General features: G+C 69.9%; 19 protein-coding genes. 12 read left to right on the top strand and 7 right to left on the bottom strand.

The window, feature by feature from the left end; genetic code table 11:
- Positions 1–270 precede the first annotated feature (270 nt).
- Together LV79_RS28630 and LV79_RS34175 are read left to right on the top strand one after the other, a co-directional pair.
- Positions 271–2,679, top strand: coding sequence for a Xaa-Pro dipeptidyl-peptidase (locus LV79_RS28630; RefSeq protein WP_253841397.1), 2,409 nt, complete (start codon positions 271–273; stop codon positions 2,677–2,679).
- Between the two features lie 239 nt (positions 2,680–2,918).
- Positions 2,919–4,496, top strand: a complete 1,578-nt coding sequence (locus LV79_RS34175) for a M20/M25/M40 family metallo-hydrolase (protein ID WP_285470331.1) — start codon at positions 2,919–2,921, stop codon at positions 4,494–4,496.
- A gap of 628 nt (positions 4,497–5,124) precedes the next feature.
- Here LV79_RS34175 and LV79_RS28650 read toward each other — a convergent pair.
- The 3 genes from LV79_RS28650 to LV79_RS28660 all read right to left on the bottom strand — a co-directional run bounded on the left by LV79_RS28650 (position 5,125) and on the right by LV79_RS28660 (position 7,432).
- Positions 5,125–5,571: a GNAT family N-acetyltransferase gene (locus LV79_RS28650; protein ID WP_253841398.1), complete on the bottom strand. Its 447-nt coding sequence runs from the start codon at positions 5,569–5,571 to the stop codon at positions 5,125–5,127.
- A 172-nt stretch (positions 5,572–5,743) separates the two neighbouring features.
- Positions 5,744–6,502 (bottom strand): SDR family oxidoreductase, encoded by a 759-nt coding sequence (locus tag LV79_RS28655; RefSeq protein ID WP_253841399.1) that lies wholly within the window; start codon positions 6,500–6,502, stop codon positions 5,744–5,746.
- 33 nt (positions 6,503–6,535) lie between these two features.
- On the bottom strand, positions 6,536–7,432 hold the full coding sequence (locus tag LV79_RS28660; protein WP_253841400.1) for a helix-turn-helix transcriptional regulator: 897 nt from the start codon (positions 7,430–7,432) through the stop codon (positions 6,536–6,538).
- A gap of 332 nt (positions 7,433–7,764) precedes the next feature.
- On the opposite strand from LV79_RS28660, the gene LV79_RS28665 reads away from it, so the two are divergent.
- Positions 7,765–8,487: a S1 family peptidase gene (locus LV79_RS28665; protein ID WP_253841874.1), complete on the top strand. Its 723-nt coding sequence runs from the start codon at positions 7,765–7,767 to the stop codon at positions 8,485–8,487.
- A 74-nt stretch (positions 8,488–8,561) separates the two neighbouring features.
- On the top strand, positions 8,562–11,420 hold the full coding sequence (locus LV79_RS28670; RefSeq protein WP_253841401.1) for a helix-turn-helix transcriptional regulator: 2,859 nt from the start codon (positions 8,562–8,564) through the stop codon (positions 11,418–11,420).
- A gap of 86 nt (positions 11,421–11,506) precedes the next feature.
- On the opposite strand, the gene LV79_RS28675 is transcribed toward LV79_RS28670, so the two are convergent.
- Positions 11,507–11,986: a DinB family protein gene (locus LV79_RS28675; protein WP_253841875.1), complete on the bottom strand. Its 480-nt coding sequence runs from the start codon at positions 11,984–11,986 to the stop codon at positions 11,507–11,509.
- Positions 11,987–12,274: 288 nt separating this feature from the next.
- Here LV79_RS28675 and LV79_RS28680 point away from each other — a divergent pair, with 288 nt between their 5' ends.
- The 4 genes from LV79_RS28680 to LV79_RS28695 all read left to right on the top strand — a co-directional run bounded on the left by LV79_RS28680 (position 12,275) and on the right by LV79_RS28695 (position 17,172).
- Complete coding sequence (locus tag LV79_RS28680; protein ID WP_253841402.1) at positions 12,275–12,919, top strand: hypothetical protein; 645 nt, start codon at positions 12,275–12,277, stop codon at positions 12,917–12,919.
- Positions 12,920–13,490: 571 nt separating this feature from the next.
- Positions 13,491–14,216 (top strand): ABC transporter ATP-binding protein, encoded by a 726-nt coding sequence (locus LV79_RS28685; RefSeq protein WP_253841876.1) that lies wholly within the window; start codon positions 13,491–13,493, stop codon positions 14,214–14,216.
- A gap of 2 nt (positions 14,217–14,218) precedes the next feature.
- The gene (locus LV79_RS28690; protein WP_253841877.1) at positions 14,219–16,756 is read left to right on the top strand and encodes an FtsX-like permease family protein; all 2,538 of its coding nucleotides are present in this window, start codon (positions 14,219–14,221) and stop codon (positions 16,754–16,756) included.
- 56 nt (positions 16,757–16,812) lie between these two features.
- A complete protein-coding gene (locus tag LV79_RS28695; RefSeq protein WP_253841403.1) occupies positions 16,813–17,172 on the top strand; it encodes an RNA-binding S4 domain-containing protein in 360 nt (119 codons plus the stop codon).
- 671 nt (positions 17,173–17,843) lie between these two features.
- Here LV79_RS28695 and LV79_RS28700 read toward each other — a convergent pair.
- Entirely contained in the window at positions 17,844–18,206 is a 363-nt protein-coding gene (locus LV79_RS28700) for a nuclear transport factor 2 family protein (RefSeq protein WP_253841404.1), read from the bottom strand.
- Positions 18,207–18,261: 55 nt separating this feature from the next.
- The gene (locus LV79_RS28705; RefSeq protein ID WP_253841405.1) at positions 18,262–19,236 is read right to left on the bottom strand and encodes an aldo/keto reductase; all 975 of its coding nucleotides are present in this window, start codon (positions 19,234–19,236) and stop codon (positions 18,262–18,264) included.
- 238 nt (positions 19,237–19,474) lie between these two features.
- Here LV79_RS28705 and LV79_RS28710 point away from each other — a divergent pair, with 238 nt between their 5' ends.
- Entirely contained in the window at positions 19,475–21,532 is a 2,058-nt protein-coding gene (locus tag LV79_RS28710; RefSeq protein ID WP_253841406.1) for a hypothetical protein, read from the top strand.
- A 59-nt stretch (positions 21,533–21,591) separates the two neighbouring features.
- Here LV79_RS28710 and LV79_RS28715 read toward each other — a convergent pair whose 3' ends face one another.
- The gene (locus tag LV79_RS28715) at positions 21,592–22,227 is read right to left on the bottom strand and encodes a TetR/AcrR family transcriptional regulator (RefSeq protein ID WP_253841407.1); all 636 of its coding nucleotides are present in this window, start codon (positions 22,225–22,227) and stop codon (positions 21,592–21,594) included.
- Between the two features lie 237 nt (positions 22,228–22,464).
- Here LV79_RS28715 and LV79_RS28720 point away from each other — a divergent pair, with 237 nt between their 5' ends.
- The 3 genes from LV79_RS28720 (at position 22,465) to LV79_RS28730 (ending at position 25,734) form a co-directional block, all read left to right on the top strand.
- Positions 22,465–23,691 carry a styrene monooxygenase/indole monooxygenase family protein gene (locus LV79_RS28720; protein WP_253841408.1) on the top strand — a complete coding sequence of 409 codons (1,227 nt, stop codon included), beginning with the start codon at positions 22,465–22,467 and terminating at the stop codon, positions 23,689–23,691.
- 15 nt (positions 23,692–23,706) lie between these two features.
- Positions 23,707–24,237 carry a flavin reductase family protein gene (locus tag LV79_RS28725; RefSeq protein ID WP_253841409.1) on the top strand — a complete coding sequence of 177 codons (531 nt, stop codon included), beginning with the start codon at positions 23,707–23,709 and terminating at the stop codon, positions 24,235–24,237.
- A 93-nt stretch (positions 24,238–24,330) separates the two neighbouring features.
- Positions 24,331–25,734 carry an FAD-binding oxidoreductase gene (locus tag LV79_RS28730; protein WP_253841410.1) on the top strand — a complete coding sequence of 468 codons (1,404 nt, stop codon included), beginning with the start codon at positions 24,331–24,333 and terminating at the stop codon, positions 25,732–25,734.
- Positions 25,735–26,100 lie beyond the last annotated feature (366 nt).

Raw genomic sequence — 26,100 nt, forward strand, 5'->3', positions numbered from 1 at the left:
CCGCACCCGCCGCTCGTGCGGCCCGCTGACCATCCCGAGTGGGGTGTGCTCGCCCGGCACGCCACCGGGTCCGAGCCCTTGGCTGCCCGGGATCGGCGCGGCCGCGTTCCCAGTCGGCGGGCGCGGGTTCCCATCAAGTGGTCTGAAGTCGGACGTTCACAGTTAAAGCGGACGGGCAATCACTGTTATGCGCGGGTGCCGGTCGGCGGATTGACTGGAGGGGCTGGGTGGGGCTGGCTGGTGGTCCCTGCAAGAAGTGAAGGAGCGCCCATGCGGCCCCTGCCCCGCGCCGTGCTGGTTTCCGCGCTTGTCGTCGCTGGTGGTGTCCCCTTGGTCACCAGCGCGGCCTACGCGCGAGAGAACACAGCGGCCAGTGCCCGAGACAGCACTGCGGCGATGCTCGAGGAACGGGTCTACGTCGAGACGACGGTGGACACCGACGGCAACGGGCGGCTCGACCGAGTCGCCATCGACATCTCGCGGCCGACCGGGAGCACCCGGGTCCCGGTCGTGTTCGAACACAGCCCGTACGTCAAGGGCCTGAACACCTCACCGAACTACAACCCCAATGTGGACCGGTTGCCGCAGGAGGGTGTCACCGCCGGGTCCGCCGCCGCGCTCGCCGAGTCCCTGCGGCCCGCGCCGGACCTGCCCGACTGGTACGACGACTACTTCGTGCCGCGCGGTTACGCCGTCGTCATGGGGCACAGCATCGGCACCGGCGACTCCGACGGCTGCCCGACCACCGGCGACCGCAACGAGACCCTCGGCGCCACCGCCGTCATCGACTGGCTCAACGGCCGCACCAAGGGCTACAACGCCTCCGGCACCGAGGTGAAGGCCACCTGGAGCACCGGCAACGTCGGCATGATCGGCATCTCCTACAACGGCACGCTGCCCAACGCCGCCGCCGCGTCCGGGGTGCCGGGGCTCAAGGCCATCGTGCCGATCGCGGCCATCTCGCGCTGGTACGACTACTACCGGGCCAACGGCCTGGTCGTCGCGCCCGGCGGGTACCAGGGCGAGGACGCCGACGTGCTCGCCAAGGCCGTGGTGGGCAACGCCTCGCGCTGCTCGGGCCAGATCGCGGGCATCACGCGCGACCAGGACCGGGTCACCGGCGACTTCACCAACTTCTGGCAGCAGCGCGACTACCTGCGCGACGCCAACAAGGTCACCGCGGGCGTGTTCGTCATGCACGGCCAGACCGACTGGAACGTCAAGGGCTCGCAGTACGCCCAGTGGTGGGACGCGTTGAAGGCCAACAACGTCCCGCGCAAGATCTGGCTGCACCGGGGCGGCCACGGCGCACCGTCGCGTTCGGACTACCAGGCCGCGGTGCTCAAGTGGTTCGACTACCACCTCAAGGGCATCGACAACGGCGTCATGAACGAGCCCAAGGCCGACGTGCAGTTCGCCGACGGCACCTGGCAGCAGTTCGCCGACTGGCCGGACCCCGCCGCCCGCAACGCCGTGTTCCGCCTCGGCGCCACCTCGGCGACCGCGCCCGGCACCCTGTCGCTGACCGGCTCCGGCGGTGACGTCAAGCAAGCGTTTGTCGACAATGGACGGACGAGCACCGCGACCACCCTCGTCGCGAGCCCGGACAGCGCGAACGGCAGCAGGCTCGTCTACCGCAGCGACGCCCTCACCGCCCAGGCCAAGCTCTCCGGCACGCCCAGGGTGACGCTGCGCGCGTCGGTCGAGAACCGCAAGGCCGCGAACCTGACCGCGCTGCTGGTCGACTACGGCGGCTCGTCGCCGGTGATCGTCACCCGCGGCTGGATCGACCCGCAGAACCGCGACGGCATCAGCACCAGCCAGCCGATCACCCAGGGGCAGGAGTACGACCTCACGTTCTCCTTGCAGCCCAAGGACCACGTGTTCGCCTCCGGGCACCGCATCGGCCTGGTCGTGATCTCCACCGACTACGACTACACGCTCCGCCCCACCGCGGGGACCCAGCTCAAGCTGGCCCCGGGGGCGAGCACGCTGACCGTGCCGTTGACCGGGATCTCCCAGCCGGGCAACGACTTCTCCGTCGCCGTGGCGCCCGCGACCGGCACCACCGCGCCCGGCGGGTCGACCACCGCGACCGTCTCCACCGCGACCACCAGCGGCAGCGCGCAATCGCTTGCCCTGTCGGCCACCGGGCTTCCCGCCGGTGCCACGGCCACCTTCGCGCCGACGTCGGTGACCTCCGGTTCGTCGTCGACGCTGACGATCGCGACCTCGGCGAGCACGCCGCCCGGCACGTACCCGGTGACGGTGCAGGCCAAGGGCGCCACCACCAAGACCGCTACCTACTCGCTCGTGGTCAGCGGCCCCGGCGGCGGTTGCAAGGCCAGCACGACGACGGCGGTGGCGATTCCCGACAACACCACGGTGGAGAGCCCGGTCACCATCTCGGGCTGCACGGCGACGCCGTCGGCGACCAGCAAGGTCGACGTCGACATCCAGCACACCTACCAGGGCGACCTCGTCGTCTCGCTGATCGCGCCGGACGGCAGCGCCTATGTGCTGCACAACCGGACCGGTGGGTCAGCCGACAACATCGTGCGCTCGTACACGGTGAACCTCGCCGGTGAGGCGCCGAACGGCACCTGGAAGCTGCAGGTCCGCGACGCGGCCACCAACGACACCGGCACGGTGCGGGGCTGGGGGATCACGCTCGGCTGAGCGGCGGTGGCGCCGGGTCACCCCGGCGCCACCGACCCCGCCCGAAAGCGCACGACGAGGGTTTTCCCTTTCCCAGTAAGGCAATCGCCGCGCCGGTGGTAAAGAGCTGTTCTTGTCGGGGTAACCGTGCATTTGGTACCGTCGAGAACCCGAAATGGCGCGGCATCGCCACCCCTGAACTCCCGCTCCCGCTCACACCGGGGTTGTCGGGCACCCGTTTTCTCCCAAGGAGGAGAGCAGTGAAGTCACCAAGAGCGGCCCTCACCGCCGTCGTGTCGGCGGTGCTGGCGCTGGGCGTCACCGCGGGGATCGCGAACTCCGCGCCCGCGCCCGCCGCGCAGGCCCCCGCGCTCGTGTCGGCCGCGCCGGAGATCCCGGCCGAGAACGTCATGGCGCACCTGAACCAGCTGCAGACCATCGCCACCAACAACGGCGGCAACCGCGCGCACGGCAGGCCCGGGTTCCGCGCGTCGGCCGACTACGTGAAGGGCAAGCTCGACGCGGCCGGGTACACCACCACGCTGCAGCCCTTCACCCACAACGGCGCCACGGGCTGGAACGTCATCGCCGAGTGGCCGTACGGGGACGCGACCAAGGTCGTCATGGCAGGCGCGCACCTCGACAGCGTCACCGCCGGACCTGGCATCAACGACAACGGCTCCGGTACGGCGGCGGTGCTCGAGGTCGCTTTGGCTGTGTCGCGGGAGAATCTCCGGCCGGAGAAGCGGCTGCGCTTCGGTTGGTGGGGCGCGGAGGAGCTCGGCCTGATCGGGTCGAAGTACTACGCGGACAACCTCGCCGCCACCGAGCGCGCCAAGATCACCGCGTACCTGAACTTCGACATGGTCGGCCAGAAGGACGTCACCACCTGGGGCGTCTACAACCACAACGCCACCATCGCCAACCACTTCAAGGAGTACTTCCAGGCCAAGGGCATCCCGACCACGCCCATCAGCTGGAACGGCAGCTCCGACCACTCGTCGTTCACCAAGCACAACATCACCGTCGGCGGCATCGGCTCCGGCACCGACCCGTGCTACCACGCGGCCTGCGACACGATCAGCAACGTCGGCGCCCGCACCATCGGACACAGCACCAACGCGATCGCGCACACCGTGTGGAAGCTCGCGGGCGTCTCGGACACCCCCGCCAACGACTTCGCGGTGTCCCTGTCGCCGACCGCCGGTGAGGCCATGCCGGGCAACACCCTGACGGTCGCGGTCGCCACCAGGACCACCGCGGGTCAGAGCCAGTCGGTCTCGTTGTCCGCCACCGGGTTGCCCACCGGCAGCACCGCCACGTTCACCCCGCAGACGGTCACCTCGGGCCAGTCGTCGTCGCTGTCACTCGCGCTGCCCACCGCCGCCCCGGGCACGTACTCGGTCGTGGTCACCGGCACCGCCCCCAGCGGCACCCGCACCGCCACCTACACCCTCACCGTCCGCAACGACGCCCCCACCGGCTGCCGCTTCATCAACGGCACCGACGTCGCCATCCCGGACAACGCGACGGTCGAAAGCAAGATCACCCTCACCGGCTGCAACACCGGCGCCTCCGCCAACAGCAAGATCGACGTCAACATCCAGCACACCTACCAGGGCGACCTGGTAGTCACCCTCCTAGCCCCCGACGGCACCCCCTACGTCCTCCACAACCGCACCGGCGGCAGCGCCGACAACATCGTCAAGTCCTACCTCCTCGACCTCCGCACCAAATCCCCCAACGGCACCTGGACCCTCCGAGTCCGCGACGCCGCCACCAACGACGTGGGCAAGATCGACACCTGGACCCTCGACCTCCAGAACCCGGTCCGCTAGAGCTCGACCCGTGGGGGCGACCACTGTCGTCGCCCCCACGGGTTGTCCACATGGGGCGGAGTTGTCCACAGGGGGCAGGTTCAACCTCTCTCGTCTTGCGTCCCCCTGGGTAGGCTGTGTATTCGGGGGTCTTTGGGGCGGGTTGATCTTGGCGGCCGTGGTTGGTGGGGTGTTGAGCTGGGAATCTCCGGCTTTCGGTGCCTTCGCTGCGCTGCGGTAGACGTCTCGGCTGCGCCATCGACTTGAGCGCGATTTTCGAGACAAGCTCGATGGGGCGAACTTGTTTTGCGCGGGGCCCCTACGACACCCGTGGCAGGACCGCAAAGCAGGGGCCGAAAAGCATGGCCCTGTCCGCTACCGACGCTACGGGTACCGTCCCCCCACACAAAACGAGTCCACCCCATCGAGCCGACCTGGCACCAGCGACTTGAGGGAGCGATGGCGGGCAACGTCGTCGGCTGGCGTGTGGGGGCCAACGTCGTCGGGCGGGTGCTTAGGGCCAACGTTGTTGGCGGGCGTTGTTGGGGCCAAGCCTTCAAGCCCAGGTTCCGCCCACCGGCCAACGGCTAGATACCCACTCGACGGCCTTGGGCCCTGTTGGTGGGGCGGAGGTCAGCCAGCGGGGTGGCTACAGGGTGTGGGTGAAGCGGACCTTCTCGACGGCGGTGGCGCCTAGGCGGCGGTAGAAGCGGATGGCGCCTTCGTTCCAGGTGGGGGTTTGCCATTGGACTTGGACCATGCCTAGTTGGCGGGCGTGGTGCAGGACGGCGTCCATGAGGAGTTGGCCGATGCCGTGGCCTCGGGCTTGGGGGCGCAGGTAGAGGCAGTCCATGTGCAGGTACTCCCAGCCGTCCCAGGTTGAGATCTCGGGGGAGCAGGTGGCGTAGCCGACGGCGGTGCCGTCGATCTCGGCCAGCAGGCAGCGCAGGCGTGATGACGGGCCGAACAGCAGGGCGTCGAGGCGTTGGGGGAGGCCCGGGCCGGGGGACGGGGCGCGTTCGTACTCGGCGTGTTCGACGATCAGTTGCAGGACGACCGGCAGGTCGGCGCGCTCGGCCGTGCGCACGACGGTCACCGGGGCACCCCAGCCGCCGCCCGGTGCCGCACCGCCCGCTCGTCCACCGCACCACCCCGTTCGCCCGAGAACCGTTCACCCGAGAACCGGTCACCGCTCATGGTCCTCGCCCGTGCGCGCGGGCGCGCGGTCCACTTCCCTGAGAAAGTCCGCAGTCCACTTACCGGCGGTTTCAGCTGTCCCGCATGATCCGGTAGCCCAGCCCGGGGGCGACCCGCATGATCCCGGCCAGCAGCGATGTCGCGCCGACGTGCACCACCGCCCGGTCCCGGCGCACCCCCGCCAGCACCGCCGCGGCCGCCTCAGCGGCACTGATCTTCTTGATCCCGGCCTTGCCGCGCCCCCGGGTCATGTCGGTGTCCACGAGCGGGAACACCGCGTCGACCACCCGCACGTGCGGCGCCCCGGTGCGGCACTGGTAGCCCAGCGCGCGGGTGAACGTGCGGACCGCGGACTTGGTCGCGCAGTACACCGGCGCGGTCGCCTTGGGGGCCAGCGCGAGCCCGGTGGTGACGTTGACGATCGCGGCCGACTCCTGCCCGCGCAGGTGGGGGAGCAGCGCCCCGCACAGGGTGACGACCGCGTCGAGGTTGACCGCGATCTCGGCGCGCACCGTCGCGCGGGTGGCGACCGGGTCGCCGTCGAGGAAGTCGGTGAGCGACTGGATACCGGCGTTGTTGATGACCACCGACAACTCCGGGTGCCACTCGACGAGCCGGTCGGCGAACTCGGCCGTGGCCACCGGGTCGGCGAGGTCGACGACGTGCGGGCGGACCCGGGCGCCGTGCTCGGCGACGAGCGCGTCGAGCCGGGCCTGGTCGCGGCCGACAGCGACGACCGTGGCGCCGAGGTCGACCAACTGCCTGGTCAGCTCCCGGCCGACGCCGCGCGCCCCGCCGGTGACGAGAACCGTTCTGCCAGCGATTTCCATTGTTTTGTGCTCCATTTCGCGTGCGGGAACTGGTCAGGGGGAGAAGGACTGCCGATAGGTGGCCGGGGACATCGCGGTCCGCCGGGTGAAATCGCGGGTGAAATGCGGCTGGTCGGCGTAGCCGCACGCGAACCCGACGGTGCTGAGCGGGTGCCCGCCCGCCAGCAGCAGCGCGGCGGCCGCCTCGGTCCTGGCCGCGCCGACCAACTCCTGGAAGCCGCCCGCCTCGCGCAGCCCGCGCTGCAGGGTCCGCCTGGATGTGCCCACGACCGCCGCGACCTCGTCGAGCGACCACCGCTTGCCCAGGTCGGCCGCTACCAACCGGCGCACCTCGGTGACGGCGTCGGACTGATCAGCCGCCACCACCACCGGCTCGCGCGGCGTGGTGCTCGACCACGTGAACAACCACAGCTCGGAACCGACCACGGGCGGCGCCGCGACGAACTCGTCACCGGTGAACACCACCACCTCGTCCGGTCCAACCGCGACGGTCAGATCGCGGACGCCGATCACCCCGAGCAACGCCACCAGGACGCCCAGTACCACCGCGTCCTCCGCGGGCTCCGGCGGCGTTCCCGGTGGCCCAGCGTGCTTTAAAGCGAGTTGACCGGAGTCGCTGTGCTGCACCACTACGTGGTGACGCGAGTGTGTGAACCGCTCCAGCCTGCGCCAGCGCTCCAGCAGCCCGGCCGGTGTGGACGCCAGCGACAACGCCGCGACGGCTGGATCCGCGGCCATCTCGCGCAGTACGCTGCCCGCCCGCGCCAACGGCAGCAGCCCGTGCGCCGCGGCCACCTCCGACAGGTACCGGCGTTTGGCGGCGAGCGGCAGCAGCGCGCCGGTGGCCCTGGGGGCGGCCGTGGCGATCCCCGCCTCGGCGAGCCCCCGCCGCACCGCACCCACCAACCGCGCGCTGGCGAACTCGTCCACCCGACCTCCCCGGCCCTGCCGCTGTCCACTGCGGTCAGGCTAGGGCCGTGGTCGCCCCGGGGTCTTGAACGATCGCGCCACGTCCCGGTGACCCGATTCTGGCGAACCGCTCACCGCACTCCGTTGAGCCGCACCCGGAGTGAATAGGGTGTTGTTGTTCAAAACTGTCAAACTACGTACCGGTTCTACAATTTATAAGTACCGGGTACGGATTGATCACGCTCCGCCATCGCCCGCACGATTGCCCGGTGTCCCCCCTGCGTGACCCGGAGTCCCACCGGGTCACTGGACTATCCGCGCACCGCTGTCCCAGCGCGGAGAAAGCGATGGTCATGAAGATCCTCAAGTCTGTTCTCGCAGTTGTCGCCACCGCGGCCGCCGTCGCCGCTGTCGCCCCCGCCGCCTCGGCCAAGCCCGCGCCGCCGGTCGACCCGGGCGCCACCGTGCAGATCATCGGTGGCAGCTACTACAACGGCAGCGCGACCTGGGCCGCCCGGCTGTTCTCCAACGGCCAGCAGAGCTGCACCGCGACCCTGATCGCATCCCGCTACATTCTCACCGCCAAGCACTGCGCCAGCGGCACCCTGTCGTTCCGCATCGGCAGCCTCGACCAGAACTCCGGCGGCACGGTCGCCAAGGGCGTGCAGACCACCACGCACTCCGCGGCCGACCTGGCCATCGTCCGGCTCGACCGCTCCGTCGCGGGGCCCTACTCCCCACTGGGCACCACCTCCGACGTCGCGGTCAACCAGTACGTCACGGTCATGGGCTGGGGTGCGACCTGCACCAACCAGGCCGAGATCAACTGCCAGTCCCGCTACCTCAAGCAGGCCACCGTCCGGGTCAACACCGTCAACGGGCGCGACTACGTCGGCGGCGTCGGCATCGGTGCCTACTGGTACAACGGCCTCACCGCGGGCGGCGACTCCGGTGGCCCGATGTGGGGCAACGGCCGCCAGGTCGGCGTCGCGTCGACCAGCAACCGCTCCGACTACACCACCTACACCAACATCACCCGCTACCGCTCGTGGATCCAGTCCATCGCGGGTGTCTGAGGTGGGTTGACCACTGGTCCGAACCGCGGGGCGGGGGCAACGGCGCCCCCGCCCCGCGGTGATGGGAGAGACACATGCCGAGCCACGAACCGCACTCCGTCCTGATCGGCCGCGAGCACGAACTGGGCCTGCTCCAACTGCTGGTGCGCCGCAAGCCCGCGCTCGTCCAGGTCGAGGGGGAGGCGGGCGTCGGCAAGAGCAGGCTGGTCCGCGAACTGGTCGACACCCTCGGGGGCGACGTCCCGTCCGTGCTGATCGGCTACTGCCAGCAGTTGCGCGAACCGTTCGTCCTCGGCGCGGTGCTGGAGGCGTTGCGGCGCGCCAGCGGCAGGCTCGCGCAGTGCGCGGACCTGAACCCGGTGACCTCGGCGCTGCGCACGGCGGTCCCGGAGCTGGCCGACGTGCTGCCCGCCCCGGCGACCGGCACCGCCGACCCGGAGTTCGACCGGCACCTGCTGTTCCGGGCCATCCGCGAGGTGCTCGCCGCGCTCGGGCCGGTGCTGCTGGTCATCGAGGACCTGCACTGGGCGGATGATGGAACCCTCCAGCTGCTCCGGTTCCTGATGGCCGACCCGCCCCCGGAGCTGGCCGTGGTGGTCACCTACCGGCGCGAGGACGTCGCGGGCGGCATGCCGCTGGGCACCGCGTACCGGCCGGGCGCGGGCGTGACCGCGGAACTGGTGCAGCTGCAACCCCTTGGCGTGGCACAGGTCCGGAGGCTGGCCGCCGCGATACTGCGCACTGACAACGTAAGCGCCGCGTTCGCCGCGGAACTGCACGAGCACACCGCTGGGCTGCCGTTCGTGGTCGAAGAGGTGCTGCGCTCGATGAGCGACAAGATGGTCGCCGAGAGCGGCGACAGCACCGTAACCCGCCGGTTGACCGAACAGGGCGAGGTCCCGGTTCTGCTGCGCGAGTCCGTCGCCGAGCGGTTGGCCGCGCTGTCACCGGAAGCGGGCAGGCTTGTGCGCGCGGCCGCTGTGTTCACCATCCCGGCGCCTGTGGAGCTGCTGGGCGAGGTCGCGCGGCTCTCTGGTGACACCCTCAGCGCTGCCGTCGACGAGGCGTTGGCATGCTCGATCCTGCACGACCCTGGCGACGGCACGTGCGCGTTCCGGCACACCCTGGCGCGCCAAGCCGTCTACAGCACCGTCAGCGCGATGGAGCGCCGTGAACTGCACCAGCGGGCTGTGCGGCTGCTCTCCGCGCTCGACCCGCTGCCGCTGGTGCAACTCGCTGAGCACAGCAGGCTGGCCAACCGCAGGGCGGATTGGCTCAACTACGGCGAAGCAGCCGCTGATCAGGCGCTCGCGGTGTCCGACGCGACGACTGCTACGCCGCTGCTGCAACGACTTCTCGCTGAGCCGACACTCACCGGTGCTGACGTCGACCGGCTCGGTGTGAAGCTCGGTGAGGCTTCGCTGCTCGGGCTCTACACGCGTGGATCCGCTGTGCTGCTCAAGCGCTTGCTGGTCGACCCCCGGCTCTCGTCGTCGGCGCGCGGTGAGGTCCGCATGCAGCTCGGTCTGTTGCTGTCACGGCAAAGTGACGCGCTCGCCGAGGGCCGGGCGCAGCTGGAACTGGCTGCCGACGAGCTGGCCGGACGTGCCGAGATGTCCGCCAAGTGCATGAGCGCGCTGGCCCAGCCGTTCACCGGTGACACGCCGCTATCCCTTGTCGCGCCGTGGATGCGCAAGGCGGACGCGTTCATCGACGAGTGCCAGGACCCGGAACTGCGGATATTCCTGATGGCCAACGTGGTCGGCTCCATGGTGGCCATCGGCGATCCCGACATGCACGACCGGCTCGCCACCATGCCGACGCTGGCCAGGACCCTGGGGGAGCAGCGCCAGGTCGCCCGCGCGCACAGCAACCTCGCCGACTCGCTGACCATCATCGGCCGCTTCGACACCGCCCGCGAGTTCCTCCGCTTCGGCACCCGCGCGGCGGAGGAGAGCGGCGCGCTGTACGTGTTGAGCACGGCGCGCAGCACGGCGATCCGGCTCGACTGGTTCACCGGCGCTTGGGACGGGCTCGCCGCTCGGGCCGAGTCGCTGCTGGTCGAGTACCGCGAGTTGATGGCGGTCGCCACGGAGCTGAACCTGGTGCTGGGGCTGCTCGCCTTGGCGCGGGGGGAGTGGGCGGCCGCGGGCGGGTACCTGGCGGACACCGGGGTCCGGACGCCGCAGAACGCGATCGCGCCGATCGCGCTGGGCGGGAGCGCCGGGTTGGTGCGGTTGGCGTTGCGCAACGACGACGCGGTGCTCGCTGTCGTCGAGGCGGACGCGGGGATGGCTCTGCTGCGGCGCAAGGAGGTCTGGGCGTGGGCGGGCGAGTTCGCACCTGCCGCCGTCGACGCTTACCTTGCGGCAGGACGGGTTCACGACGCCCAGGACGTGTTGCACTCGCTCACCCAGGGCATCACCGGGGTCGTGGCACCGATGGCCACCGCGGCCCTGCACACCTGCCGCGGCGCTATTGCCGAGTATCTAGGCAAACCTGCCGCCGAGCACCACGCGGCCGCCGCCCGTGCCTACGACGACCTCGGCGCCCCTTACCTCGCGGCGACCGCCTGGGAACGCACCGAGGCCCACCGCCTGGCCAAGGGCGACACCAACGCCAGCGACGCCCTCAGCCGCTGCGCCGAACGCTACGAGGACCTGGGCGCCACCCACGACGCCGCGCGGTGCCGCCATCTCTTGCGCACCCTCGGCATCGTCACACCTTCCCGCCAGGGCCGCCGCGGCTACGGCAACACGTTGTCCCCCAGAGAACGCGAGGTCGCCCGCCTCTTGGCCGCGGGCCACACCAACAACCAGATCGCCGAGATCCTCTTCCTCTCCCCGCGCACAGTCGAACAACACACGTCGCGAGTCCTCCGAAAGCTGAAGGTCGTCTCCCGCCGCGACATCCGCGCCTCCGACCTGCCCTGACCGGCTTACCGGGCAGGAAGCCCGGTCGCGGCAGGAAGCTCGCCCGGTGCGTACCTCCGGTGCGCACCGGGCAGCCGTGCCCTCAGTTAGCTCGCAAGCACCTGCTCCCGCAGGATGTCCGCGTGTCCACAGTGGTGCGCCAACTCCCGCAGCACCTGCAGGTACACCCAGTGCACCGTCCGAGGCCCACTCCGGTGCCCGGTGACCACCACATCCAACCCAAGCCCGGCAACCTTCGCCCGGGCCGTCACACAAGCCTCCCGAAACCCCGCCACAACACTGGCAACGGTGTCCCCGTCATCCAGCCGAAACGACTCCTCCGGACTCCCCACCAACCCGAGCTCCACCCGGGAAGTCCCACCCACACACTCCTCGAACCACACCCGCTGCATCCACGTCACATGCTTCACCAAGCCCAGCAACGTAGTAGCCGACGACACCAACCTCCGACGAACCTGCTCCTCACTCAACCCCTCAAGCACCCCCACCACCGCATGGCGATACTCCTCAACAAACGCGTCTAGCTGAGCCCGCGCATCACCCAGCGGCACATCAAACGCCCCCATCGCCATCCTCCCCTCCCTTCGTTCCCGTATCCAGTGCAGGCGATCTTAGAACTTGCTGTCTGTCCCAGAGGTTCGTGCTGTTCACAGGGATGACTGTCAATCCCTCGTTCGTCATGGTGCCTGGCGCGGGCTCTCGGTGGGCGCCTGCGCTGTGATCGGTGGACAGGTGCCGCAGTCATGGCCCCGTCCGACAGTTCGAGCGCGGGTCATGGCACGTGGCAGCGCTTCTCGCTGCGGTGTTCCAGACCCATCGGGGATTTGTAACACGTGGTCGTGTCGTGGCGAAGCATGACTGTGATCACTCCACGCCACGTCGCGCGAATCGCACTCGCGTTGGTCGGACTGTTCGTGTTCTGGCGCGTACAGAATGGCGACGACAAGCTCTACGTGTTCTTGTTCTACATAGTGGGACTGTTTGTTGAGGAATTCGCGATGAGCGCATTCCGTGAACCGAAGCAGAAGCCCGGCGCCCAGGCGGGCTCGAACTCCTACCCGTTCGCCGTGGCGGGCGAAGCGTACGCGCCGACCCGTGGAGGTCGACCAGAGCCAAGCGCGAGCGCGTTCGCGGACACCGTGTCCATCTTCGTCGTCATGCTCGTGCTGGCGATCATGGGCGACTGCGCCTTCTTTACCGACTGGCTGGTGCTCGCCGACCCGGGTGACCCCGGAGAAAGCGGGTGGATCACCCTGGTGAAGATCATCCTCAATCTCGCCGGGTTCGGGGTGGCGTTCCTCGGTCCGCTTGTTGCGGCGACCGTCTTCTGGTCCGCGCTGTCGGACGCCTCCTACAAAACCAATCGTGGCCCGCTGCAAACGGATGCTCTTGGATGCCTGGCGGTTCTGCCTTCTCTCGTTGTAGGTGCGCTCGGATACGGCCACTTCTTCCTTGCGTACTGGTTCTACAACTCGATTGGCGCACTGGCTCATACGTGAGGAACGGTCGCTCAAGGCGGTCTTCGGCCTAGCTGGCGCGCGTGGACTAACCGAGACGGCATCCGCTGGGTCCGTTGGTGACCTGGCGCCCTCAATGTCGGAAACCCTTTCCAACGATCTGCGCCCCCATTCCGGAGGCCGTCCCCGCGAATCCCAGCCCCCACCCTGTCCCGGGGGGCGTCCCCAGGCCCAGTCTACAAGGACCCCCTCGCCCGAAGGGGTGACGGCGAAAACCTGTGGACAACTCGGGCCCTTGTGGACAAACCCGAGCTGGGAGAACGGTTTCAAGCGGGGGAAGTTCGCTCGATCGGGAAGCGTTGGAGGGTCGCGAAGAAGCAGCAGTGAGGCCGGAGGAAGGTCGCAAAGGGGCGCGAGGGGAGGCTCCGCGCAGGGGGACGCAGAGGGCGGCGGGCAGGTGGCAAGGGAGAGCGCGCGGGGGCGCAGGGGTGGCTGCGGGAGGAGGGAGGTAGTGCTGGCGCTACCCCCGATCGGCCAGTGAGCGGGATCGTGGTGGGGGGTGTGCGTCGCCAGACTTGTGCCTGGTCAGAGCGATTGGGTGGAGGGCACAGGGATGCAGGCGTTGGCGTTGGAGGGTGTGCGGAAGGTGTACGGCAAGGGGGATGGGGCGGTCGCGGCGCTCGATGGGGTGACGGTCGGCGTCGGGCGCGGGAGTTTCACGGCGGTCATGGGGCCGTCCGGGTCGGGCAAGAGCACGTTCCTGCACTGCGCGGCCGGGTTGGATCGGCCGACGGCGGGCCGGGTGTTGTTGGGGGACACGGATCTGGCGTCGTTGGGGGAGACCGCGCTGACCCGACTGCGGCGGGATCGGATCGGGTTCGTGTTCCAGGCCTACAATCTGCTCCCGTCTCTGACCGTCGGCCAGAACATCACGCTGCCGTCGCGGTTGGCGGGCGTGCGGCCGGACGCCGGGTGGGTGCGGGAGATCGTCGGCCGCGTCGGCATCGCCGATCGCCTGGGGCACCGGCCCGCGCAGTTGTCCGGCGGGCAGCAGCAGCGAGTAGCGATCGCCCGGGCGCTGGTGGGCAAGCCCGAGGTCGTGCTGGCCGACGAGCCGACCGGCGCGCTGGACTCCCGGACCGGCAAGCAGGTGCTCAGCCTGCTCCGCGAACTGGTCGACACCCTCGGCCAGACAGTGCTGATGGTGACCCACGACCCCGTCGCCGCCTCTTACGCCCATCGCGTGGTGTTCCTCGCCGACGGTAAGCACGCCGGATCGCTTGAGCAGCCGACGCCCGCCGCCGTCGCCGAGCGCATGACGCACCTCGGGGAGTGGTGACCATGCTTTCTCTGTCGTGGAACACAATGCGCACCAGGCTCAGCGGGTTCGTCGGAGCCTTCCTCGCGGTCCTCTGCGGTACGGCCATCGTCGCGGCCTGCGGCGTGTTGATCGAGTCGGGCCTGCGCGCCGGGGTCCCACCCCAGCGCTACGCGGCCGCCGCGGTCGTGGTCGGCGGACCCCAGTCCGTGCGACCCGAGGGCGTCGACATCCTGGGCGGCCTCCCCGCCGCCGAGCAACCGACCATCGACGCCGGACTGGCCACCCGGGTCGCGGCCGTACCCGGCGTGCGCGCGGCGATCAACGAGGTCGACTTCCCCGCCACCCTGATCACGGAAAGCGGTCCCACCAAGCCCCAAGCGCGAGCACACAATTGGTCTGCCGCCGCCCTCGCGCCCTTCACGTTGACGGCAGGCGAGGCGCCCAACGGTCCAGACCAGGTAGTCCTAGACGCCGACCTAGCAGCGAAGGCGGGTGCTGCGCCCGGCCACCAGATCCAGATCGAGACCCCGTCCAGCACACGCGAGTACCGGGTCGTCGGCGTGGTGTCGGCCCCCGGCGTGACCAGGCAATCAGCGCTGTACTTCACCGACGACCAGGCGACCGCGCTCTACGGCCGACCCGGCCAGGTACACGCCATCGGCGTCCTGGCCGACGACAGCACCCAGGCCGACGACCTGGCTGAACGGGTCGAGCAGGCCCTCAAGGACGACCACGTCGAGGTGACCACCGGCACCGACCGCAGCACCGTGGAGTTCAGCGACGTCAGCCAGGCCCGCGCCGTGCTCATGGCGATCGCCGGGTCGTTCGGTGGCGTTGCCTTGCTGGTGATGGTCTTCGTCGTGAGCAGCACGTTAGCGCTATCGGTGACCCAACGACGCCGAGAGTTCGCGCTCCTACGAGCCATCGCGGCCACACCAAGACAGATCCGCGCGCTAATCGGCGCCGAGACCCTGTTGGTGTCGGGTGTCGCGGCAGCACTAGGCGGCCTCGGTGGGTTTCTCGTCGCAGGTTGGCTAAGAGACGCGTTCGCCGAGATCGGGATCGTGCCGTCGGACTTCGAGCTGGCTCTAGGACCGATTCCCGTCGTGGCGGCGTTGTTGCTAGGTGTCGGTGCGGCCAGGTTCGCCGCTTACGTTGCCGGGCGCGGACCGTCGAAGATCTCGCCTGTTGAGGCGCTCAGCGAGGCCGTCATCGAACGGCGTGGCCTCGGTCGGGTCCGCACGACGGCCGGGTTCGTGGTCACCGCGGCGGGATTCGGCGTGGCGACCCTCCCGCTGTTCCTGGACACGCCACTCGTCGCCGCGTTCAGCGCGATGGCCGCGCTGGTGATCGTCATCGGCGTCGGCCTGCTCGGCCCGACCCTCGTCGGCGCGGCGATCCGGCTCGTGACCGGTCCGCTCAGCCGGATCGCCCCGGTCGGTGGCTACCTCGCGGCGGCCAACAGCCGGGCCAACACCCGCAGGCTGGCGGCGGCGATCACCCCGGTCATGCTCGCGGTCGGCTTCGCGGTCGCGCAGGTCTTCAGCCAGACCACCCACGCCGACGCGGTGCGGCAGCAGACGTCGGCGGGCACGCTGGCCGACCACGTGATCGTCAGCCAGAGCGGCGGCCTGCCCCCGGCCGTGGCGGACGCGGCGCGCCAGGTCCCCGGTGTCGCGTCGGCGTCGTCGGTGGTGCGCACGCAGGTGTTCACCACGACGACAATGGGTGACAAGGTGGACCTGGAACAGGGCTCCGCGCTCGGGCTGGACGGCGACCAGGTGCGCGGCAACCTCGACCTGGGGACGGTCACCGGCGATCTCGCCGCGTTGACCGGGGACACGGTCGCGTTGAGCGAGAACCAGGCGGACTGGATGGACAAGCAGATCGGCGACCCCGTCCCGCTGCACTTCGGCGACGGCCGGGTCGGGTCACCCCGCCTGGTGGCGACTTACACCCACAACCTGGCGTTCGGTGACTTCGTGTTCCCCGCCGCCCTCGCCCGCGCGCACACCACGGACGCCGTCGACAGTTCGGTGCTGGTGCGGCTGGAGCCGGACGCGGACCCGACCGTGGTGACGGTCGCCCTGCGCGCGCTGAGCCCCACCGTGACCGTCGGTGACCGTGGTGCGCTGAAGGCCGCGGACACGACTGCCCAGGAGCAGGGGTTCTGGGTCAACCTCGTCGCTTTCGGCGTCATCCTCGGCTACATCGTGATCGCGGTCGGCAACACGCTCGTGATGACCACCGCCCAGCGCGGCCGCGAGTTCGCCATGATGCGGATGGTCGGCACCACGCGCAGGCAGGTCCGCCGGATGATGTGGCTCGAGGCAGGCCTGACCGGCGGCATCGCGGCCGTCATCGGCACGCTCATCCCGGCGGTGCCGCTCGTGCTGCTCGGCATCGGCCTCGCGGGCGACCCGATCCCGTCCGGCCCGTTCCCCGCGTACCTGGCCATCGTCGCGGGCGCCGTGCTGCTGGCCCTGGTGGCGACCGTGATCCCCACCCGGCTGGCGCTGCGCGTCGGCCCGGTGACCGCGATCAACCTGCGGGACTGACCCGCGCGCCCCCGTCCGGGTGTCGCCGGACGGGGGCGACCGGGCATGATGGCGGGGTGGAGTCCGTCCGAGTGGACTGCTGGCTGTGGGCGGTCCGGCTGATGAAGACCCGCCCCGACGCCGCAGCGGCGTGCCGGGGTGGTCACGTGCGCGTCAACGACCGCCCCGCCAAAGCCTCCACGGTCCTCGTCCCCGGCGACGAGGTCCGCATCCGCACCGGCGGCACCACCCGCGTCGTCGAGGTCACCAACACGATCCGCAAACGCGTCGGCGCGGCCGTGGCCGCCACCTGCCTCATCGACCGAACCCCCAAACCACCCCCCGAAACCCTCATCCCCGTCGCCCGCCGCGACCGAGGCACCGGCCGCCCCACCAAACGCGAACGCCGAGTCCTGGACCGCTTCCAACAGCAGTAACCCCTTGGCCCGCGCTCCCCGCCAAGATCAACCGAGCTGAGCAGCCCCCGATATACAGCCTATCGACCCGCCAGGTCACGGCTCGACGCTCAACTATGGCCCTGTGGACAACCAGATCCCTTGTGGACAGAGAGCCACGCCCCACCCTGCACGCCCACGCGGGGAAGGACTTTGGCGGGTCCAGAACACAAGCGCCGCCCATTCTGGGAGAGCAGAGCGTCCGGGCCCGCCCGCCCCGCGCCCGCCCAGCCCGCTCACCCGCAAAGGCGCCCCGGCCACCACCAAGCCCGACCGCCTTGCCACCCCACGCTCCACCAACCCCAGCGGCATGGCTATCCCACGCCCCACCAAGCCCCCGCGCCCCAGTCCAGCCCACCACCTGCGACTGGCAAAGACCCAACGACGTTGGCCCTAAAGCACCCGCCAACGTCGTCGGCCACGACACACCCGCCGACGACGTTGCCCGCCATCGCTCCCTCAAGTCGCTGGTGCCAGGCTGGCTCGATGGGGTGGACTTGTTTTGTGTGGGGGAGGACCACCCGTAAGACCCCCGAATACACAGCCTACCGAGGGGGCGCGCCGAGCAGGGAGGCTGAACGTCGAGCCTGTGGACAACTGAGGCCCATGTGGACAACCCCACCCTGCGAAGCCGCTCACGCCTCCCGCTCCCATCACCCCACCACCGACGCGTGTGCCGCTACCACCTTCCACCCCGACTCCCCCCGGATCCACGTCCGCGTATACCTCATCCGAACCGCCAACGCCTGCCCCCCAACGGTTCCCTCCAGCACCCCCAAGAACCACGTCACCCCCGCATCCCCCACAGCAAGCACCTGCAGGTCTTCCTCCTCCACCCGAGTCAACGCAAGATGCCCACCAGCGTGCGCAGCAAGGTCGTCCTGTTTCGTCAGGACCACACCGTCAGGCCCAGTGAAGCGGAGACCGTCGTCGAGGAGAACTTCGAGGGCGGCGGTGTCGGAGGTGAGTTGAGCGGCTTGGAGGCGGCGTTCAGCTGCGCGCAGGCTGTCGGTCATAACACCACTATGGCGGCGGGGGCGGCGGGCGTGGGCCGTGTCCGCTGAGGGCGGATCAGTCCCAGCCGGTTCCGTGGACGGCGTGGGGGTCGATGGCCGCGAGTTCGGCGTCGGTGAGCGGGGCGGTTTGGGCGGCGAGGACGTTCTGCTCCAGTTGGCCCACCGAGCTCGCGCCGATGATGACTGAGCTGACGCGGGTGTCGCGCAGGACCCAGGACAGGGCCAGTTGCGCCAGGGTCTGACCGCGTTCGGCGGCGATGTCCCGCAGTGCCTGGGCGCGCTGGAGGTAGACCGGGGTGATGTTGTCGGCGGAGAGGAAGACGCTGGTGGCGGCGCGGGCGTCGGGTGGGATGGTGCCGTCCAGGTAGCGGTCGGTCAGGAGTCCTTGCGCCAGCGGGGAGAACGCGACCATGCCGGTGCCGGACTCGGTCAGGACGTCGAGCAGGCCCTCCTCGGCCTCGCGCTCGAACATCGAGTACTCCTGTTGGTGGACAAGGAGTGGCACGCCGTGGGGGGCGAGTGCGGCCGCGGCGGCGCGGGTCTGTTCGGGGCTGTAGTTGGAGATCCCCGCGTACAGCGCCTTGCCCTGCTTGACCGCGCTGGCCAGCGCCCCCATCGTCTCGGCGATCGGGGTGTCGGGGTCGGGCCGGTGCGAGTAGAAGACGTCGACGTAGTCGGTGTTCAGCCTGCGCAGGCTGCGGTCCAATGAGGACAGCAGGTACTTGCGCGACCCCAGGTTCCCGTACGGCCCCGGCCAGCTCTCGTAGCCCGCCTTCGTGGAGATGACCAACTCGTCGCGGTACGGGCGGAAGCTGGTGTCCAACACCCGGCCGAACGTCGTCTCCGCCGAACCGAACTCGGGGCGGCCGTAGTTGTTGGCCAGGTCGAAGTGCGTCACACCGAGGTCGAACGCCCGGTGCAGGATCGCCCGCTGCGTGTCGAACGCCCCACCGACCCCGAAGTTGTGCCACAACCCCAACGAGACGGCGGGCAGCAGCAGTCCACTGTGCCCACACCGCCGATAGGTCATCGAGCCATACCTGTCATCCGCGGCCTGGAACACCACGTGGAACTCCCTCCGCCCACGCCTCGGTGACGCGGGCACCCCGGCCCCGCGTCGACCGCCGGATGGCAGCGACCCCGACCAGGCGCGCGAGCATAGCGACGCCCCGCCCCACCCGCGCCCCATTTTCCGATCACCGACGGTAGCGCCGCGGTCGAGCAGGGCCAGGTGGAACGCGGACCGGCCGATGATCGACAGTGGTGGTGTGAGCGAGTCACGGACAGCACCGGTGATCGACAACCTGAGTGAGTGGGAACAGGAGGTGGTCGACGCATCCCTGCGCGGCACGTGGGCCCAACCCGACATCACGATGGGGATCGAAGGCCTCGCGATCACCCAGGACCCCGGCGTGCTGGTCCGCGCGGACCTGATCCGCGAACTGCTCCTCGGCCGCCGTGGGGACGTCGACCCGCGGGGACTGCGCATCCATGGGGTGCGGGTTGTGGGGCGACTGGATCTGGACCACATCTCCGCTGAGGTCGGACTTGCCCTCGTCGACTGCGTCCTCTCGGACGGACTCAGCTGCAACGCCGCACAGTTCGGCTGGCTGAGCCTCGCAGGTAGCAGAGTCGCGGGTCTCCGCGCCCCGGGCTTGCGAACGAAGGGCAATCTCGTACTCGATGGCGCCACCGTGCGCGGCGAGCAGCGCGATGGCGCAGTGTCGCTGCGGGGTGCGGAGATCGGTGGCCAACTCGTGTTGGACCTCGCCACCGTCATCAACCGCACCGGCCCGGCCATCTCCGCTGACGACGTTCGCCTCAGTGGCGGCTTCCTCTTTCGAGACGCCACCGTGCGCGGGGCGGGGAACCTGGGGTCTGTGCGGCTGCACTCCGCGCAGATCGACGCCCCGATCGAGATGCACCGCACCACGATCACCAACGACACGGGACCTGCCCTCTTGGCGGACAACCTGCGCGCGGGTAGCTACGTGCTCCTCGAACGCGCTTTCCTCCGTGGTGGGGGAGCAGCGGGCGCGATACACCTGGTCGGCGCCTCGGTAGGCGGTCGGTTCTCGCTCGACGAGGCAGTTCTGATCAACCGCACCGGCCCATCCCTGGAGGCCGCCGGTATGCGCGTCGACGGGAATCTACTCGCTCGTGCCGCGAGCTTCCTGGGATCGATCGAGCTGTTCGGCGCACACATCACCGGACAGCTCGGACTCGACCGGGCGACGGTCACGAGCAGGTCGAGCATCAGGCCTGCCGTAGAAGCCGAGGGTCTGCGCACAGGCGGCCACGTGCTCCTTCGGGACGCCGAAGTGCACGGTGCGAATCGGAAAGGGACGATTCGACTGCACGGCGCTCACGTCGGTCGTCAGCTCGAACTCGAACGCAGCACAGTCACGTACCGCACCGGCCCTGGGTTGTCGGCGGAAGGGCTGCGCGTGGACGGGCACCTCTTGTTCCGGGATGCCCTGCTGATAGGTGCGGATAGTGAGGCCGTTCGCCTCAACAGCGCCCACGTCGGTGGTCAGGCCACATTCGAGCGAACGGAGGTCGTCAGCACCTCAGGCATCCTCCTCTCGCTCACCGAGATGCAGGTCGCCGGTGCCTTGTTCCTCCCAGCGCGGCTCGTGTGCACGAAGGCCGCGGTGCACCCGGCCAGGAGAGGGTGCCCGGACCAGGATCGCGCACTGCGGCTGAGCGGGCTGACGTCCTCCGTCCTGAGCGCGGTGACCTGGCGGGAGTGGCTGCATCTGGTGCGGTACCACACAAAGAACTACCGGCCGCAGCCGTATCAGCAGCTCGCCGCGGTGGAGCGGAGTGCGGGCCATGACGGCAATGCCCGTCGCGTGCTCATCGCTCAGCAGGACGACCTGCGTCGGCGGACTCCCGAGTCCCTGGGCGGTGTGTTCGCGCGGTGGCGGCACGTGCTGTGGGGGTGGGTTGGGCGCTACGGCTACCGGGCCCACCGGATCGTGACCATCCTGATGGTCGTCCTAGCCCTCGCCGGAACGCTGGGCTACGTAGCCGGGCAGATCTCGACCCGCCCCGACCACCGCGCCGCCGAGCGTGTTGTGCCAGCGACTACTCCGGCTACGACACCCGGGATCCCCTGTTCGACGGCCGAACTCATCGGTCTCGGCATCGACCGCGGGCTTCCGCTCGGCGCGACCGGACTGCGCGCCCGATGCGACCTCGACACCGGCACTCGGTGGGGCCAGGCCTTCACCTACGCGATCTGGGTGCTGCAAGCGTTGCTCTGGGCCCTCGCCACGCTCGCCATCGCCGCGTACACCGGTCTGGTTCGCAAGCTCAGCTAGAAGACTCAGCGGCGTCTGCGTAAGCGTCTGCGGGCAAGGGGTTCGCGGAGGACGGCTCTTCAAGTGGTGCGGGTGGTGATCCCGTCGAGCAGTTCGTCCAAGCCGGACTTGATGCGGGTGGGGCTCATGCCGCGTTGGCGCTGGTAGGTGATCGTGCTGGCGGCCAGCGGGGCCAGGAGTGCGTCGGCGAGGTAGTGCGCGTCGCAGCCGGGTTTGGCTTGGTTCAGCAGGGTTACCAGGTGCGTGTGGTGCACGGCGTAGGCGCCGCCGGTGTAGCGGGCGTGGGTGGAGTTCATCTCGGCGACCACCAGGAGGTCGGGCTGGGCCTCCACGCGGTCGTGCAGGGCGTGCAGGAACGCCTTGATGCGGGCGACCGGGTCCGCGCCGGGGCCCAGCGGGGGCGGGCCGCTGAGGAACGCGGTCTGGAGTTCGCGTTCCCGTTCGTCGAGCAGCGCGTACGCCAGGCCCGCGCGGTCGCCGAAGCGGCGGTACACGGTGCCGATGCCGACACCGGCGCGCTGGGCGACCTCCTCCATCGACAGGCCGTCCACGCCCGCCGTCGCCACGATGTGCGCCGCGGCGTCGAGGATCTTCCTGCGGTTGCGCGCCGCGTCGGCCCGCTCGGTCGGGGGCAGGCCGACCACGGGCAGCCCGACCAGGCCGTTCACCGGCAGTTCTACAGGCTCGCTCGCCACCTCAGGTCCCCTCCCGCACTCGCCTACGACAGCCTTCGACACCGCAGGTTACGCGGCCGGGACCGGGCCTGTGCACCTCCGGCTCGAGATTAACGGAACTTCCTCCACTTACTGTTGCGGATCGACCGCGCCGCGTATAGCCTCGGACTAAGAGGAGGCGGTTCCGCTTACCGGATCCCAGCCCAGTCCCGCGCCCGCACCACCGCGCGCGGCCCCGACCGCCAAGGAGTCACCACCGTGCCCAACATCGGAATCGTCGGCAGTGGCATAGCAGGCCTGCACCTCGGCCTCTACCTGCGCAAGCACGACATCCCGGTCACCATCTACAGCGACAAGACCGCCGCGCAGCTCGCCGAGGGCCGCCTGCTCAACACCGTCGCCCACCACCGCACCACGCTCGACCGCGAGACCGAGCTGGGCGTCGACCACTGGGACCTCGACGAGTACGGCTACTTCTGCAACCACCACTACATCGGCGGCCCGTCGCCCATGTACTTCCGCGGCGACTTCCCGACCCCGTCGCGCGCGCTGGACTACCGGGTCTACCTGCCCCGCCTGGCGCAGGACTTCGAGGAGCGCGGCGGCACGCTCGCGGTGCGGCCGGTGACGCCGAACAACATCGTCGAGCTCTCCGACCAGCACGACCTGATGGTCATCTCCACCGGTCGCGCGGGCCTGGGCGCGATGTTCGGCCGCCGCGCCGACAAGTCGCCCTACGACGCCCCGCAGCGCAACCTCGCCGTCGGGCTCTACCACGGTGTCACCTACAACGACCCCAAGGGCCTGTCGCTGAGCGTGTCCCCCGGGCACGGTGAGCTGCTGGAGATCCCGATGTACTCGCACGAGGGCCACGTCACCGGCCTGCTGTTCGAGGCCATCCCGGGCGCCAGCGACCTCAACGAGCTGCGCGACACCCGCTACGACGAGGACCCCGCCGCGTTCGAGAAGCTGGTGCTGGCCAAGCTGCAGGCGCACTTCCCCGGCGTGTTCGAGCGCGTCGACCCGACCCGGTTCGGCGTCACCAGGCCGCAGGACGTGCTGCAGGGCGGCGTCACCCCGGTCGTGCGCGAGGACTACACCCGGCTGCCCAACGGCAAGTACGCCATCGCCCTCGGCGACGCGCACATGACCGTGGACCCGATGATCGGCCAGGGCGCCAACACCGCGTCGTTCTCCGCGTTCACCGTCGGCGAGGCCATCGTCGAGGACCTCGGCTTCGACGAGCGGTTGTGCCTGCGCATCGCCAACCGCCGCGCCGGGCACCTGATGTCGGCCGCCGACTGGGCGAACTTCATGGTCCGCCGCGAGCCCGCGCCGCACCTGCTGGAGCTGTTCGCGCGGATGAACGAGGACGACCGCGTCTGCCGCGACGTCGTGGACAACTTCAACTTCCCCGAGCGGCAGTGGGACATCATGTCCACCCCCGAGCGCACCCGCGCCTACCTGGCCTCCTTCGCGGCCTGAGGAAAGAGGACGGCGATGACAGCGCGGACGCCCGAGCGCGACCACGACCGGACCGGGTTCGACCCCGGCACGTTCCGCCGCGCCATGGGCCGGTTCACCACCGGCATCACGGTGATCACCACCGAGGTCGACGGCCAGGTGCACGGCATGACCGCCAACGGGTTCCTGTCGGTCTCGCTCGACCCGCCGCTCGTGCTGGTGTCGCTCGACCGCAAGACCAGGATGCAGCCGCTGCTCGCCGAGTCCGGCCGCTACGGCGTGAGCATCCTGGCCGACCACCAGGAGATCCACTCCCGGCACTTCGCCGGGCGGCCGGTCACCGCGCTCGACCCCGAGTTCGAGACGGTGGCGGGTGTCCCGCTGCTGGTCGGGTCGCTGGCGCGGATCGCCTGCCGGGTCGTCGACGTGCACGAGGCCGGTGACCACGTGCTGCACATCGGCGAGGTGGAGCACCTGGACTACCAGGACGGGGACCCGCTGGTGTTCTACACCGGCGGGTACCGGGTCCTGCACACCACCATCACCGAGGACTTCTTCAGCTACTGAGTCGCGCGGACCCCCGGTGCGACGGGGGTCCAGCCGACCGCACCGAGGCGCCGGTCCCCACCGGAGACACCCCCGCCCGAGAAAGGACCAGTAGTGAACACCTCGTCCGTGGCAGGCACACCGGCGCTGCGAGAGGCCGTGGCCGACCTCGACTCCCGGCTCGGCGGCAGCGCCCTGCTGCCCGAGCACCCCGGGTACGCCGAGGCGATCGCCGCGCACAACCAGACCGCCCCGCACCGGGTCGCGGTCGCCGTGCTGGCCGCCGACGCCGATGACGTCCGGGAAGCAGTCGCGTTCGCCGCGGCGCACTCCCTGCCGGTCGCCGTGCAGGCCACCGGGCACGGCCCGTCGACAACCGCCGACGACGGGCTGCTCATCGTCACCCGCGCGCTCGACGGCGTCACCATCGACGCCGCCACGCGCACCGCCCGGGTCGGGGCGGGGGCCCGGTGGGGCAAGGTCGTCGCCGCGGCGGCGAAAGAGGGCCTGGCACCGCCGAACGGGTCGTCGCCGCTCGTCGGTGCCATCGGCTACGCCATCGGCGGAGGCGTCGGACCGTTGGGCAGGGCCAACGGGTACGCCGCCGACCACGTCCGCTCGTTCGACGTGGTCACCGCCGATGGCGTGGCGCTCACCGCGTCCGCCACGTCCGAACCGGACCTGTTCTGGGCGCTGCGCGGCGGCAAGGGCAACTTCGGTGTCATCACCGCGATGGAGATCGGCCTGCTCCAGGTCACCCGCCTCTACGGCGGCGGCCTGTTCTTCGAGGGTGACAACGCCGCCGAGATCCTGCGCACCTACCGGGACTGGACGACCACCACCCCGGAGGAGCTGGCCTCGTCCATCGCCTTCATCCGCTTCCCGGACCTGGACGTCTTCCCGGAACCGCTGCGCGGCAAGTACATCGCGCACATCCGGGTGTTCTACTTCGGATCCGCGGACGACGGTGAGCGGCTGGTCACCCCGCTGCGCGCCATCGGCCCCCGCCTGATCGACACCCTGGCCGACATGCCGTACACCGAGATCGGGACGATCAACAACGACCCGACCGAGCCCGGCCCGTACTACGAGCGCTCGACCTTGCTGCGCTCCCTGGACGACGACGCGCTCGACACGGTGATCGGCCTGATCGGCCCGGAGGCCAACAGCCCCCTGCTGGCCGTCGAGATCCGCCAACTCGGCGGCGCGCTGTCCCGAGAACCAGCCGTCCCCAACGCCGTCAGCTTCCGCGACGCGGCGTTCAGCCTGTTCCTGGCCAGCGTTCCGGCACCGAACGCGGTGGACGAGGCGGTGGACTACCAGACGAAGGTGCTGTCCACAATGGCCCCGTGGTCGACCGGTGGGCCGTACCTGTGCTTCATCGGCAGCCATGAGGCCGATGAAGAGACCGTCCGCGCGGCCTACGAACCGGCTGTGTACCAACGACTCCGTGAGGTCAAGCGGCAGTACGACCCCACGAACCTCTTCCGGGTCAACCACAACATCCCTCCCGCCTAGAGGAGATGTTCACATAGAGGCCCGTGGGCCCCGGCGGGAAGCGACCCCCGCCAGGCCCACGGGCCTTTCCCGACCTCTAGCCCTGTCGCGCTGAGGTAGCCCTACCGCTGGCTGCCCCGCTGCCCCAGCGATGGCGCCGCTACCGCTGGCTGTCACGCAGGCCAGCGACGGTGCTGCTACCGCTGGCCGCTGTGCCTGCCGTGCAGAGGTTCCGCTACCACCGGCCGTTACCCCTGCCTGGCCGCGGCGGCTTCAACCGCTCACGGTCCCCACCGACCACAGATGGCCCCACCACTCACAGTTGGCCCAGTCGCCCACAGTTGGCCTCACCACGCGCGGTAGCCCCCGTCGCTCACAGTTGGCACC

The organism is Actinokineospora globicatena, from assembly GCF_024171945.1.
Classification (GTDB): domain Bacteria; phylum Actinomycetota; class Actinomycetes; order Mycobacteriales; family Pseudonocardiaceae; genus Actinokineospora; species Actinokineospora globicatena.

What these genes read in the sequence shown, in the direction of transcription:
- LV79_RS28630 (WP_253841397.1), top strand. Translation starts at nt 271, where the DNA reads ATGCGGCCCCTGCCCCGCGCCGTGCTGGTTTCCGCGCTTGTCGTCGCT.
- LV79_RS28655 (WP_253841399.1), bottom strand. Translation starts at nt 6,502, where the DNA reads ATGGAAATCGCTGGCAGAACGGTTCTCGTCACCGGCGGGGCGCGCGGC.
- LV79_RS28665 (WP_253841874.1), top strand. Translation starts at nt 7,765, where the DNA reads ATGAAGATCCTCAAGTCTGTTCTCGCAGTTGTCGCCACCGCGGCCGCC.
- LV79_RS28670 (WP_253841401.1), top strand. Translation starts at nt 8,562, where the DNA reads ATGCCGAGCCACGAACCGCACTCCGTCCTGATCGGCCGCGAGCACGAA.
- LV79_RS28675 (WP_253841875.1), bottom strand. Translation starts at nt 11,986, where the DNA reads ATGGGGGCGTTTGATGTGCCGCTGGGTGATGCGCGGGCTCAGCTAGAC.
- LV79_RS28680 (WP_253841402.1), top strand. Translation starts at nt 12,275, where the DNA reads ATGACTGTGATCACTCCACGCCACGTCGCGCGAATCGCACTCGCGTTG.
- LV79_RS28685 (WP_253841876.1), top strand. Translation starts at nt 13,491, where the DNA reads ATGCAGGCGTTGGCGTTGGAGGGTGTGCGGAAGGTGTACGGCAAGGGG.
- LV79_RS28690 (WP_253841877.1), top strand. Translation starts at nt 14,219, where the DNA reads ATGCTTTCTCTGTCGTGGAACACAATGCGCACCAGGCTCAGCGGGTTC.
- LV79_RS28700 (WP_253841404.1), bottom strand. Translation starts at nt 18,206, where the DNA reads ATGACCGACAGCCTGCGCGCAGCTGAACGCCGCCTCCAAGCCGCTCAA.
- LV79_RS28705 (WP_253841405.1), bottom strand. Translation starts at nt 19,236, where the DNA reads ATGACCTATCGGCGGTGTGGGCACAGTGGACTGCTGCTGCCCGCCGTC.
- LV79_RS28725 (WP_253841409.1), top strand. Translation starts at nt 23,707, where the DNA reads ATGACAGCGCGGACGCCCGAGCGCGACCACGACCGGACCGGGTTCGAC.